Source organism: Rhizobium leucaenae USDA 9039 (assembly GCF_000426285.1).
In the GTDB taxonomy this organism is placed as follows: Bacteria; Pseudomonadota; Alphaproteobacteria; order Rhizobiales; family Rhizobiaceae; genus Rhizobium; species Rhizobium leucaenae.
The window spans coordinates 1-11,993 of sequence record NZ_AUFB01000034.1 but is presented as its reverse complement, the minus strand read 5'-3'; the positions used below and the strand labels follow the sequence as shown (position 1 = coordinate 11,993).

At 58.0% G+C, this 11,993-nt stretch carries 13 protein-coding genes; 10 read left to right on the top strand and 3 right to left on the bottom strand.

Annotated features, from left to right (window positions below; genetic code table 11):
• Positions 1-44: 44 nt before the first annotated feature.
• The gene (gene cysE, locus K290_RS0128970) at positions 45-908 is read right to left on the bottom strand and encodes a serine O-acetyltransferase (protein WP_028755008.1); all 864 of its coding nucleotides are present in this window, start codon (positions 906-908) and stop codon (positions 45-47) included.
• Positions 909-984: 76 nt separating this feature from the next.
• Between cysE and K290_RS0128965 the strand changes: the two genes are divergently transcribed.
• A complete protein-coding gene (locus tag K290_RS0128965; protein ID WP_028755007.1) occupies positions 985-1,785 on the top strand; it encodes an enoyl-CoA hydratase-related protein in 801 nt (266 codons plus the stop codon).
• 8 nt (positions 1,786-1,793) lie between these two features.
• Here the strand turns inward: K290_RS0128965 and K290_RS0128960 are convergent, their stop codons facing one another.
• Entirely contained in the window at positions 1,794-2,579 is a 786-nt protein-coding gene (locus K290_RS0128960; protein ID WP_028755006.1) for an alpha/beta fold hydrolase, read from the bottom strand.
• 200 nt (positions 2,580-2,779) lie between these two features.
• On the opposite strand from K290_RS0128960, the gene K290_RS0128955 reads away from it, so the two are divergent.
• Positions 2,780-3,025, top strand: a complete 246-nt coding sequence (locus K290_RS0128955; protein ID WP_028755005.1) for a zinc-finger domain-containing protein — start codon at positions 2,780-2,782, stop codon at positions 3,023-3,025.
• A 29-nt stretch (positions 3,026-3,054) separates the two neighbouring features.
• Positions 3,055-4,218 (top strand): FAD-dependent monooxygenase, encoded by a 1,164-nt coding sequence (locus K290_RS0128950; RefSeq protein ID WP_028755004.1) that lies wholly within the window; start codon positions 3,055-3,057, stop codon positions 4,216-4,218.
• On the opposite strand, the gene K290_RS0128945 is transcribed toward K290_RS0128950, so the two are convergent.
• Entirely contained in the window at positions 4,219-5,409 is a 1,191-nt protein-coding gene (locus K290_RS0128945) for a cystathionine beta-lyase (RefSeq protein WP_028755003.1), read from the bottom strand.
• A gap of 374 nt (positions 5,410-5,783) precedes the next feature.
• On the opposite strand from K290_RS0128945, the gene K290_RS0128940 reads away from it, so the two are divergent.
• The 7 genes from K290_RS0128940 to K290_RS0128910 all read left to right on the top strand — a co-directional run.
• Positions 5,784-6,809, top strand: a complete 1,026-nt coding sequence (locus tag K290_RS0128940) for an amino acid ABC transporter substrate-binding protein (protein ID WP_028755002.1) — start codon at positions 5,784-5,786, stop codon at positions 6,807-6,809.
• A 100-nt stretch (positions 6,810-6,909) separates the two neighbouring features.
• Complete coding sequence (locus tag K290_RS0128935) at positions 6,910-8,100, top strand: amino acid ABC transporter permease (protein WP_037136549.1); 1,191 nt, start codon at positions 6,910-6,912, stop codon at positions 8,098-8,100.
• A 1-nt stretch (position 8,101) separates the two neighbouring features.
• The gene (locus tag K290_RS0128930; protein WP_028755000.1) at positions 8,102-9,256 is read left to right on the top strand and encodes an amino acid ABC transporter permease; all 1,155 of its coding nucleotides are present in this window, start codon (positions 8,102-8,104) and stop codon (positions 9,254-9,256) included.
• 18 nt (positions 9,257-9,274) lie between these two features.
• Positions 9,275-10,048 (top strand): amino acid ABC transporter ATP-binding protein, encoded by a 774-nt coding sequence (locus K290_RS0128925; RefSeq protein WP_028754999.1) that lies wholly within the window; start codon positions 9,275-9,277, stop codon positions 10,046-10,048.
• Positions 10,049-10,196: 148 nt separating this feature from the next.
• The gene (locus K290_RS0128920) at positions 10,197-10,436 is read left to right on the top strand and encodes a hypothetical protein (RefSeq protein WP_028754998.1); all 240 of its coding nucleotides are present in this window, start codon (positions 10,197-10,199) and stop codon (positions 10,434-10,436) included.
• 146 nt (positions 10,437-10,582) lie between these two features.
• Positions 10,583-10,744, top strand: a complete 162-nt coding sequence (locus K290_RS38095) for a hypothetical protein (protein ID WP_172831025.1) — start codon at positions 10,583-10,585, stop codon at positions 10,742-10,744.
• Between the two features lie 689 nt (positions 10,745-11,433).
• Positions 11,434-11,993: helix-turn-helix domain-containing protein (locus tag K290_RS0128910; protein WP_028754997.1), on the top strand; the 560-nt coding region annotated here is incomplete at its 3' end.

Sequence of the window (11,993 nt, the reverse complement as noted above, 5' to 3'; positions counted from 1 at the left end):
CTTTGCCGGCGGCGCAAAACTCTGACGATCGGGTGGGATTTCCGCTAGATTCCAGCACCCATGATTTGCTCGGCGACCATCTGCTCGGCAAGGAGTTGATCCATCGAGCGGGATGGTTCCGAACAGCCGGCTTCACCGACCACCTTGGCCGGCACGCCGGCCACCGTCGTCTTCGGGGGCACTTCCTTTAGCACCACCGAACCGGCGGCGATGCGCGAGCAATGGCCGATCTGGATATTGCCGAGGATCTTTGCGCCGGCGCCGATCAGCACGCCATGGGCGATCTTCGGATGACGGTCGCTGCCTTCCTTGCCGGTGCCGCCGAGAGTGACGCCATGCAGGATCGAGACGTTGTCGCCGATGACGGCCGTTTCGCCGACCACCAGACCCGTTGCATGATCGAGGAAAATGCCCTTGCCGATGCGCGCAGCCGGGTTGATATCGGTCTGGAAAACGCTGGAGGAACGGCTCTGCAGATAAAGCGCAAAATCCCGGCGGCCGCGATTGAGCAGCCAATGAGCCAGCCGATGCGTCTGCAGGGCATGGAAGCCCTTGAAATAAAGAACCGGCTCCATGAAGCGCAGGCAAGCCGGATCGCGGTCATAGACGGCCTGAATATCAACGCGCAGGATCGAGCCCCATTCCGGCCAATCGGCCAGCATTTCCTCAAAGGTCTGGCGCAGCAGGATGCCCTGCATATCCGGATGGTCGAGACGTTCGCAAATGCGATAGATGACGCATTCTTCCAGCGACCTGTGATTGATGATCGTGGAATAGAGGAAGGCGGCCAAAAGCGGATCCCGCTCGGCGGCCGCGCGTGCTTCTTCCCGCACGCTGCCCCAGATGGGATCGACGACCTTTACCGGGCCGACGCCTTCGACCTGGCGAATGTCCGTTGCTGCGACCATTGACGGTCTCCTGATTTCCTGTCGGTGAAACATTATATAGAGTAAAACTCCGACAACATAAATGGGTTCGGCGCGCATGAGTTTTGAGCATGATTTTGCTGGCGGTTTCCTGCGCGCTACGTGCAGCAACGCCATCGGTACACTCACCATCGATAATCCCGACCGCAAGAACGCCATGAGCGCAGCAATGTGGCGCGCCGTACCGCAGGCCATTCGCCTTTTGACCGATAAGGCGCAGGCGCATGTCATCATCATTCGCGGTGCTGGGCAGGATTTTTCGACCGGCGCCGATATCAGCGAATTCGACAGCCTGCGCAAGGATGCCGAAACCGCTGTCAGCTATGAGGCGCTGAACAGCAGTGCCTTTACCGCGATCCGACATTGCCGTGTGCCGACGATCGCCGCAATCCGTGGCATCTGTTACGGTGGCGGTTTCGGCATTGCCGCCGCCTGCGATCTGCGTGTCGCGGCCGAGGGCGCTCGGTTCTCTGTGCCCGCCGTCCGCCTCGGCATCGCCTACCCTGCCGATGCGGTGCAGGACATCGTCAACGCGCTCGGCCCTCAGATGGCCAAGGTCACGCTTTTCACCGGCGCACCGATGTCGGCCGGCAAAATGGTTGCGGCCGGCTTTCTGCTGGAAGAGATTACAACAGACGCATTCGACGACGAAGTTTCGGCGCTCGCCCGCGCCATCGCCGCCAATGCACCGATCGCATTGCATGCCTCGAAGCTCGCAGTTCGTGCCGTGATCGAACAGGACAGCGACCTCTTGCGCGAGGCGGAGGTGATTGGCGCCGAAACCTTCGATAGCGCCGACTATGCCGAAGGCCGTGCAGCCTTTGCCGCGCGGCGCAAACCGCAATTCACCGGGAAGTGACACCCAATTTATTGATTGCCGAGGCGTTCGTAGAATTCCAGGACGGCCTGTTTGAATACCTTGTCGCCGACGGCGAGCATATGGTCACGGTTCGGAATATCCAGCGCTTCGGCATGCGGCATCAGCGCCGCGAGTTGTTGCGGCGAACCGGCGATGTCATCCTTGGTGCCGACACCGATCAGGGTCGGCGCCTCGATCTTTACCACGTCTTCCTTGGCAACCAGATCGCGCGAGCCCCTGATGCAGGCGGCGAGCGCTTCACGGTCGCTCTTGTTCTGATCGGCGAAGGCCCGGAACATACGGCCGCGCAGATGCGTGACATCGTCAACCGATGGCGCCAATAATGCATCTGCGATCGGATCCCAATCGCCGACGCCATCGATCATGCCGATGCCGAGCCCGCCGAACACGAGCGAGCGGACACGATCGGGATGGGCGATCGCCAGGAAAGCAGAGATGCGCGCACCCATGGAGTATCCCATGATATGGGCTTTTGGAATGCCGAGATGATCGAGCAGCGCAACCGCATCCTCCGCCATGACCCAAGGACGATAGGCCTCGGCATCATAGGCTTTGTCGCTCAACCCATGGCCTCTGTTATCGATGGCGATGACGCGATAACCCGCCTCGCCCAGCGACTTCAGCCAGCCCGGATTGACCCAATTGGCAATCGCGGTCGAGGCAAAGCCGTGAATCAACAGGACCGGCGCACCGTTCGGATCGCCCTCGTCGAAATAGGCCAGCTTGAGACCGTCATGGACGAAATAGGAAAAGGCAGGGCTATTCAAATTCATGGCAAAGATCTTCGTGAACATCGTCTCTTTGCTGCGGACCTTATTTTATCGGCAATATCAGGTGAACCCCGCACTCGCGAAAATCTGTGCGCCGGGCCGGACTTTCACACTACACAATCGGCGAGAAGGATTATAAAGAGGGGCAATCAAGTCTGGCGCAACATTTATGCCGCTCAAGGCAGACGCATTCGGAGATCATCATGGCCGGCCACAATATTCCCCATTTCCAGAACGACGGCGGACACCGAGTGATCGAGATCGGCGTGAAGGAATTCATGTGCACCGGCGCCTCGGTCCCCTACGACCATCCGCATATCTTCATCGACATGGGCGATGAAAGCGAGAAGGTCTGCTCCTACTGCTCGACGCTCTATCGCTACAATCCGTCGCTGAAGGCGGACGAAACCAATCCGGCCGGCTGCGTCTTCCATTTCAAGGCCGCCTGAACTCGGAGAGCAGATCGGACTTAGCTCAAATGCCGATCAAGACTGCCGCGATCATCGGTGCCGGTATAGCCGGCCTTACCGCGGCGCTGGCGCTGGCAAGAAACGGCATTCGCGCCGCAATTTTCGAACAGGCCGAAGCGCTGACCGAGGTTGGCGCAGGTCTGCAGATTTCTCCCAACGCCTCCCGCATTCTCGACACGCTCGGCGTGCTCGATGCTCTCCGGCCCGTCTGGCTGGAACCGGCGGAAGTGCGGCTGGTCTCCGGTTCATCCTTGCGGCTGCTCGCATCCGTGCCCTGCGGCAGCTTCGCCAGGGAGCGCTGGGGTTCTCCTTATGGCGCCGTTCATCGCGCAACGCTGCAAAAGGCGCTTCTCGCAGCAGTGACGGCCAATCCGCTCTGTGAACTGCATCTCGGCCGGGCGATCGATGTCACGGACCGACAGGTGCTGGACGCGGCCATCCGCGAGGATGTGGATATGATCATCGGCGCCGATGGTGTCTGGTCGAGGACGCGCGCATTGGTGCCGAGCGCTCCCTCGCCGCATTTCTCCGGCAATATCGCCTGGCGTTTCACCATTCCCGAGACCTCCGCCCCAAGCATTCTCGACAGAACGAGCGTCACGGCGTTTCTTGGTCCCTCGGCACATCTCGTCAGCTATCCCATCAAGGAACATGCCACCTTCAACATCGTGGCGAACATCTCCGGAAGCAGTACCAGCCATGATTGGAGCGCCACCGGCACCAAGGCGCAACGCGAGCATCTTCTGCGGCGCTTCTCAGGCTGGAACGATGCCATCACGTCAATGCTCGAACGCCAGGAACAAGCGACCTTTTGGCCGCTCTATGAAGCGAGCGCCGGTCGCTGGCACAATGGTGCAAACGTTATCCTGATCGGCGACGCCGCTCATGCGATGATGCCCTTTGCGGCGCAAGGTGCCGCGATGGCGATCGAAGATGCCTTCGAGCTCGCCGGCATGGTGGCGTCACATCCCCTCGCCGAAGCGCTCGATCTCTTTGAAAAGCATCGCCTGCCGCGAATCGCGCGACTGCGCCAGCGCGCTGCCTTCAACCAATTTGCCTATCATGTCCGCGGACCCGTGCGACTGGCACGCGATCTGGTTCTGTCCATGCGTCCGCCGCAAAGGCTCGCGGCGGATCTGGATTGGATCTACGGCTATCGCGCTATAGGCTGATCAGGCCTCTTTGGCGGCGGCAAGGCCTCTTTCGATATCGGCCTTGATGTCGGCGACGTCCTCAAGGCCGATCTGCAGGCGCAGGACCGGCCCTTCCGGCGGCGCCTTGCTGATGCGCCGGTCATTGAGATTGACGTGCAATGCGAGGCTTTCAAAGCCGCCCCAGGAATAGCCCAGGCCGAAAATCCGCAGCGCATCGAGGAAGGCATGGGCCTTGGCCTTGAATTTCTCCGGACGGTCGACGGCCAATACAAAGGAGAAGATGCCGCTCGATCCCTTGAAGTCGCGCTTCCAAAGTTCATGGCTCGGGAAGCTTGGCAGCGCCGGATGCAACACGCGCGCGACGTCGTCGCGGCTCTCCAGCCATTGCGCGATAGCGAGCGCGCTTTCCTGATGGCGCTCCAGGCGCACGCCCATGGTGCGCAGACCCCGCAGCACCTGATAGGCATCATCCGGCGCGCCGCAGATACCGAGCTGGATATTGGCGTCGCTCAACTGGTTCCAATGAGCGGCATTGGCGGACACGGTCCCCATCAGAATATCCGAGTGACCGGCCGGATATTTCGTCGACGCGTGAATGGAGATGTCGACGCCATGATCCAGTGGTTTGAAATAGACGGGCGTCGCCCAGGTATTGTCCATGGTGACGACGCAGTCATGCCGATGAGCGGCGGTCGAAATCGCGGAAATATCCTGCATTTCAAAGGTATTGGAGCCCGGCGCTTCCGTGTGCACCAGCCGGGTGTTCGGCTTGATCAACAGCTCGATGCCGGCGCCCACCGACGGGTCGTAATATTCGACCTCGACACCGAGACGCTTCAGCATGGTGTCGCAGAAGATTCGCGTCGGCCCATAGACCGAATCGACGATCAGCGCGTGGTCGCCTGAAGACAGAAAGCCGAGGAACGGCACCGTGATCGCTGCAAGCCCGGACGGCACGAGGATCGTTCCTGCCGATCCTTCCAGCGCATCGATAGCCTCACAAAGCGCATCGGTCGTCGGCGTGCCGCGCGTGCCATAGGTATATTTCTGGTCGCGCAGTTCCATGGTTCGCGCATTGGGGAACAGCACCGTCGAGGCATGCACAACCGGCGGATTGACGAAACCATGGAAATCGGAGGGCGAATTACCGATGTGGGACAAACGCGTGTTGATGCCGGCGTTCTGCAGCAATGTGTCTTTGTCTTTCATGTCTGGGTATGCCTTTGGCGCTGTGGAGACTTCGATTAGTGGCCGCCGAGCCCGGCGGGGTCAACCCCGAATGACCAGAAAATTCCGATATTTATGCACAAACTAAAATACCGAAATGACGAAACAATCCATCATTTTCGCGCAGTTTTTTGGCAAAACGCTGCTCAATTAGAAGCCAACCGCCCGCTTTCGAGCCTAAACCGGCGAAAAGACCGAATTATTCCTCAATAATTTGGGCTGTGTCTTGACCGCAAATGCATTTACGACTGTGATAGCATCACTCGCACCGGGAGAGTGAGGGACACGGTTCTCCGAGAGCCTGCTTCGGGAGCGATACGCTTTAACTATAAAACAATAGACAAAGGTTGGGAAAGATGAAAAAGATTGCTCTGTCCGTATTCCTCGGAGCGGCAGCTTTGGCATACACCGCGTCGGGCGCATCGGCTTCGACGTTGAGCGATGTGAAAGCCAAAGGCTTTGTTCAATGTGGCGTGAATAGCGCCCTTCTTGGCTTTTCACAGCCCGATGCTTCCGGGAATTATGCCGGCTTCGACGTCGACCTGTGCAAGGCGGTTGCTGCAGCCGTCTTTGGCGACGTGACCAAGGTGAAGTACACCCCTCTCAGCGCGAAAGACCGTTTCACTGCGCTGCAGTCCGGTGAAATCGACCTGCTGTCTCGCAACACCACCTGGACGATCAACCGCGATACCGCGCTTGGCCTCAACTTCCGCCCGGTCACCTACTATGACGGCCAGGGCTTCATGGTTCGTAAGGAACTGAACGTAAAGTCGGCTCTGGAACTCTCCGGTGCTGCCGTTTGCGTTCAATCCGGCACGACGACCGAGCTTAACCTCGCCGACTACTTCAAGACCAACAATCTTCAGTACAATCCGGTGGTCTTCGACAAGCTCGAAGAAGTCAACGCCGCTTACGACTCCGGCCGTTGCGACGTCTACACCACCGACCAGTCCGGCCTCTACGCGCTGCGCCTGACCCTGAAGAACCCTGACGATAACGTCGTTCTGCCGGAAATCATTTCCAAGGAGCCGCTCGGACCGGCCGTTCGCCAGGGCGACGACCAGTGGTTCGATATCGTGAGCTGGACCGCTTATGCTCTGATCAATGCCGAAGAATTCGGCATTACGCAGAAGAACGTCGATGAAATGAAGAATTCGGCCAACCCGGATATCAAGCGCTTCCTCGGCGTCGAGCAGGGCTCGACCATCGGCACCGACCTCGGCCTGACCAACGATTGGGCGTATAACATCATCAAGGGCGTCGGCAATTATGGCGAAGTCTTCGACCGCAACATCGGCGCCGGCAGCCCGCTAAAGATTCAGCGTGGATTGAACGCTCTGTGGAACAAGGGCGGCATTCAGTACGCACCTCCGGTCCGCTAAGCCGCGACCAGATGTGATGACATTAGGAAAGGCGGTTTCGCCGCCTTTCCTTCCCTTAAGAAAACAAGCCCGAAACGGGCACAGAGGGGAAAAAGTCTATATGGCAATTACCATTAATTCGCCCGAGGGCGACCGTTCGTCCGGATCAGCGATCAATAATCCCAAAGTCCGAGGCTTGGTTTACCAAGTCTTTACCATCGCAATTCTGCTGGCGCTCATCGGCTTCGTTATCCACAACACCGTCGAGAATCTGCGCGCGTCGAACCAGCCTTTTGGATTTTCGTTTCTGGGCGGACGCGCCGGTTTCAATCTCGGCCAGGCGCTGATTCCATTTTCGAGCGATTCCACCAACATCAACGCGCTCGTCGTCGGCCTGCTCAATACTATTCTCATAGCAATATCGGGCATCATCGCGGCGACGATTATCGGCTTTATCGTCGGTATCGGCCGGCTTTCACACAACTGGCTGATCGCGAAACTCTGCCAAGCCTATGTCGAGTTGTTCCGAAATATCCCGCCGTTGCTCGTTATCTTCTTCTGGTATAGCGGCGTGCTGGTGCTGCTGCCACAGGCTCGCGAGGCCTTGCATCTGCCGTTCTCAAGCTATTTGAGCAATCGCGGCCTTGCCTTTCCGAACCCCATCTTTGGTGCCGGCATGTGGGCCGTCGGCATCGCCGTCGTGGTCGCCATCATAGCCATATTCTTCGTGGCCCGCTGGGCGCACAGGCGCCAGGCGACGACCGGCAAGCAATTTCACACGATTTCGGCGGCTGTGGCGATATTCATCGGTTTGCCGCTCCTGACCTTCTTTGCAGCCGGCATGCCGCTTTCCTTTGACTACCCTGTCGCCGGCAAGTTCAATCTGACAGGTGGCTCTGTCATTGGGCCGGAATTCATCTCGCTGTTTCTGGCGCTTTCCTTCTATACGGCCTCCTATATCGCCGAAATCGTTCGCGGCGGCATTCGCGCCGTGGCCAAGGGGCAGTCGGAAGCGGCTGGTGCGCTTGGGCTTCGCTCCGGCGCCATCACCCGGCTCATCGTCATTCCACAGGCAATGCGCATCATCATTCCCCCATTGACCAGCCAGTATCTCAATCTGACAAAGAACTCCTCGCTCGCAATCGCCATCGGCTATGCCGACCTGGTCGCTGTCGGTGGCGTGATTCTCAATCAGTCAGGCCGCGCCATCGAAGTCTTTATTATCTGGATGCTTGTCTACCTCGCACTGAGCATCGCGACGTCGCTGTTCATGAACTGGTTCAATGCCAAGATGGCTTTGGTGGAGAGATAATATGTCCAACACAAACCAAAGCTTCGTGAGCAAGACAATCCTGCCTCAACTGCCCGCGCCATCGAGTGAAAAAGGCGTCGTGCATTGGCTCAGAAAAAATCTGCTGGCGACACCGAAAGATGTCGTTCTGACCATTCTTGCCATAGCTTTTCTCGCCTGGGCCATTCCGCACATCGCCAACTGGCTGTTTTTCCAAGCCGTCTGGAACGGCACCGATCGCACCTTCTGTGCGACCACTGTGCAGGGCGGAACGCAACCCGATGGCTGGAGCGGCGCTTGCTGGGCCTTTGTCCGGTCGAAGTTCACCATCTTCCTCGTCGGCCTTTACACACCAGATGAACGTTGGCGGCCAGTGATCGTCGCCATTCTAGCCGTGCTCACTGTGGGACCGATGATGATACCGTCTGTTCCGCGGAAGGGACTGAATGCCATTCTGGCATTCATCGTGCTGCCCATCGTGTCGTTCTTTCTGCTTTATGGCGGTTTCGGCCTCCCAGTCGTAGAAACGCAGAAGTGGGGCGGGCTGATGGTGAATCTGGTGCTTTGCTTCATCGCGATCGTGGTCTCATTTCCTTTGGGCATCCTACTTGCGCTGGGACGACGCTCGAAAATGCCCGTTATCCGCATGCTATGCGTCCTCTTCATCGAGGTCATCCGAGGCATTCCGCTAATTACGGTGCTGTTCATGGCGAGCGTCATGCTGCCGCTCTTCCTGCCGCAGGGCTGGACGGTGGACAAGCTGCTGCGCGCCGTCGTCGGCGTTTCGATCTTCACCTCGGCCTACATGGCCGAAGTCATCCGCGGCGGTCTGCAGGCGGTTCCGAAGGGACAGTTCGAAGGTGCCGATTCGCTTGGCCTCGGCTACTGGCAAAAGATGCGCCTGATTGTTCTGCCGCAGGCGATCAAACTCGTCATACCCGGCATCGTCAACACCTTCATCGGCATGTTCAAGGACACGTCGCTGGTGTCGATCATCAGCATGTTCGACCTGCTCGGCATCGTCCGTCAGAATTTCTCCGACGCGAATTGGGCAAGCGCCGTGACACCGCTTACGGGTCTGGTCTTCGCCGGCTTCATATTCTGGCTGTTCTGCTTCGGCATGTCGCGCTATTCAGGCTTCATGGAACGCCATCTCGACACTGGCCACAAACGATAAAAACTGAGGGAAAAAAATATGGCTGACGCCCAACCCAAAAAACTGACCATTTCCGATACGGAAGTTGCGGTCGAAATGATCAACATGAACAAGTGGTACGGCGATTTCCACGTGCTGCGTGACATCAACCTCAAGGTCATGCGCGGTGAGCGAATCGTTATTGCCGGGCCTTCCGGCTCGGGCAAATCGACGATGATCCGCTGTATCAACCGCCTTGAAGAGCATCAGAAGGGCCAGATCATCGTCGATGGCACGGAACTGACGAACGACCTGAAGAAGATCGACGAAGTCCGCCGCGAAGTCGGCATGGTGTTCCAGCACTTCAACCTCTTCCCGCATCTGACGATCCTGGAAAACTGCACGCTGGCACCGATCTGGGTGCGCAAGATGCCGAAGAAGCAGGCGGAGGAAATTGCGATGCACTTCCTCACCCGCGTCAAGATTCCGGAGCAGGCGAAGAAATATCCTGGCCAGCTTTCCGGCGGTCAACAGCAGCGTGTGGCGATCGCCCGTTCGCTCTGCATGAACCCGAAGATCATGCTGTTCGATGAGCCGACCTCGGCACTCGACCCGGAAATGATCAAGGAAGTGCTGGATACGATGGTGGGTCTCGCCGAAGAAGGCATGACCATGCTCTGCGTCACCCACGAAATGGGCTTCGCCCGCCAGGTCGCCAACCGCGTGATCTTCATGGACCAAGGCCAGATCGTCGAACAGAATTCGCCGAAGGAATTCTTCGAACATCCGCAGCACGAACGCACCAAGCTGTTCCTGAGCCAGATCCTGCACTGAGCAGCCCATGCGACAATCAAAACCCGCCGGCTGCGACGCAGTTGGCGGGTTTTCCTATGACCATCTGGGATTCCGAAGCGGTCACGATTAACCATATTGACTCTTTGCCCTAACCAGAACATTATGCGAACAAATCAGGGCAAGCACAATGGCATCCGGCGAAAAATTCATTATCCTTCCTTATAAGAAGAACCGTGGAAATCTGGTTCCGGGAGAGATGCGGCAGGCATCTAGCGCCGCCAGCGCCGAAAAGATCGCCTCCTCGATGTCCGCGCGTTTCGTCGGCGTTGCCGCCTATGCGATCATGGTCGACGAAGAGACCGGCGACATGACGTCCCCTCGCCTTCTGGCGCGCCACGGCGAGATCGCCGACCTGAACGCCGTCTGACCGACCGTCTTCACTAAGACTTTCGTCTGCGCCCTTAGCGAGGGCCGACGTCCTGAACATACCCGTAGCGCCCCGCCACAAACCCGATATACTGCCGCCCACTGCGTGGGGATGCAGTTTTATAGGCATTGGGGATAAGACAGGACGTGAAGAAAAGCGACAGGATAATCGCTGCGCTGGCGCTTCTCAGCGCAGCAATCATCGTCGTAAGAGTGATCGGTGCAATGGCCGGTTATGACCTCATCGACATGGCAATAGATGCAACCAGACCGGCAGACGCCGGCGGGTGGCCGATGGAGGCGCATTGAGTCTGGCTCTGTTGCGGCGCTGTGTGCTGCAACGGACTGACAAATAGTGAGGGTCTATCGCTCACCAAGTCAAGAGAGGACGGACAGAGCCATAGGAACCCGGTTGCGACCCGCTTGGAGCCAACTGATTGTCTCGTTGGACTCTCTCTGCCCATCGCCGCCGGTCGGCCGCTTTGTCTTTGGCGGTGGCGGGATCTGTCGATTTTCTCGCGATTGCGGAACCAGATTGTCCGCCGACCGTCGAGCAGGAAGCACAGAAAACAGCCGGAAAAATAATCAGAATGCCCAAGGCAACTGCCCTCGTGAGCCCGTAATGGATCGGCTGCATAGACACCCCTAATGCTCGCTTTGACCATCTGTCATAAAGAGGGATGTTATTCGATTTCGCATCGAGTGGAAACTAAAGGCTAGGCGCTTGCCAAGATTCTCGCGGAAGCTGGCCATAGCAACAACGAATTGAAGGTTCGCTTCGGCTGGCGCAGTGATGCCATGGCCAATCTCTACACTCGCGAAGCTGACAAAAAACGCCTTGCAATCTCAGGCGCAGCGAAACTGAACGAGGACGTCCTAAGGGTAAAACTGGAAAATAATCATTCAAAATCAATTATTTAAAATGCCCGACCCGAGAGATAGGTGACGTTTTGTACCGGAGACATGGGTAACACTTTTCGCTTTTGCGGGAGGTGTTGATGCCGTGGAAAGCGACTTCGGTGATGGAGGAACGTCTACGTTTTGTCGCCCGGCTTCTGGAGGGCGAAGGCATGAGCGATGTGTGCCGGGAGTTCGGCATCTCGCGCAAGACCGGTTACAAGATCTTCAATCGCTATAAGGACGACGGCCTGGAGGCATTGACGGATCGGTCCAGGCGGCCGGTGCGTTATGCCAACCAGTTGCCTGAGCCGGTCGAGGCGATGATCGTCTCATGCAAGAAGAACAAGCCGCACTGGGGTGCCAGGAAGATCCGGGAGCTTTTGGTGAAGCGCCTGACCGGCGACGTGCGCGTGCCGTCCAAGAGCACGGTGCATGCCGTTCTCGACCGACACGGACTGGTCGCCCATGCCCGCAAACGACAACGCTTTCGGGCCGAGGGAACCGCCTTATCTCAGGCATTGCTGCCCAACGATCTGTGGTGTGCCGACTTCAAGGGCGAGTTCAAGCTTGGCAATGGCCAATACTGTTACCCGCTGACCGTCACCGACCAGACGTCACGATATCTTCTTTGCTGTGAAGCCTTCGAGTCGACGCGCGA

What these genes read in the sequence shown, in the direction of transcription:
- cysE (WP_028755008.1), bottom strand. Translation starts at nt 908, where the DNA reads ATGGTCGCAGCAACGGACATTCGCCAGGTCGAAGGCGTCGGCCCGGTA.
- K290_RS0128965 (WP_028755007.1), top strand. Translation starts at nt 985, where the DNA reads ATGAGTTTTGAGCATGATTTTGCTGGCGGTTTCCTGCGCGCTACGTGC.
- K290_RS0128960 (WP_028755006.1), bottom strand. Translation starts at nt 2,579, where the DNA reads ATGAATTTGAATAGCCCTGCCTTTTCCTATTTCGTCCATGACGGTCTC.
- K290_RS0128955 (WP_028755005.1), top strand. Translation starts at nt 2,780, where the DNA reads ATGGCCGGCCACAATATTCCCCATTTCCAGAACGACGGCGGACACCGA.
- K290_RS0128950 (WP_028755004.1), top strand. Translation starts at nt 3,055, where the DNA reads ATGCCGATCAAGACTGCCGCGATCATCGGTGCCGGTATAGCCGGCCTT.
- K290_RS0128945 (WP_028755003.1), bottom strand. Translation starts at nt 5,409, where the DNA reads ATGAAAGACAAAGACACATTGCTGCAGAACGCCGGCATCAACACGCGT.
- K290_RS0128940 (WP_028755002.1), top strand. Translation starts at nt 5,784, where the DNA reads ATGAAAAAGATTGCTCTGTCCGTATTCCTCGGAGCGGCAGCTTTGGCA.
- K290_RS0128935 (WP_037136549.1), top strand. Translation starts at nt 6,910, where the DNA reads ATGGCAATTACCATTAATTCGCCCGAGGGCGACCGTTCGTCCGGATCA.
- K290_RS0128930 (WP_028755000.1), top strand. Translation starts at nt 8,102, where the DNA reads ATGTCCAACACAAACCAAAGCTTCGTGAGCAAGACAATCCTGCCTCAA.
- K290_RS0128925 (WP_028754999.1), top strand. Translation starts at nt 9,275, where the DNA reads ATGGCTGACGCCCAACCCAAAAAACTGACCATTTCCGATACGGAAGTT.
- K290_RS0128920 (WP_028754998.1), top strand. Translation starts at nt 10,197, where the DNA reads ATGGCATCCGGCGAAAAATTCATTATCCTTCCTTATAAGAAGAACCGT.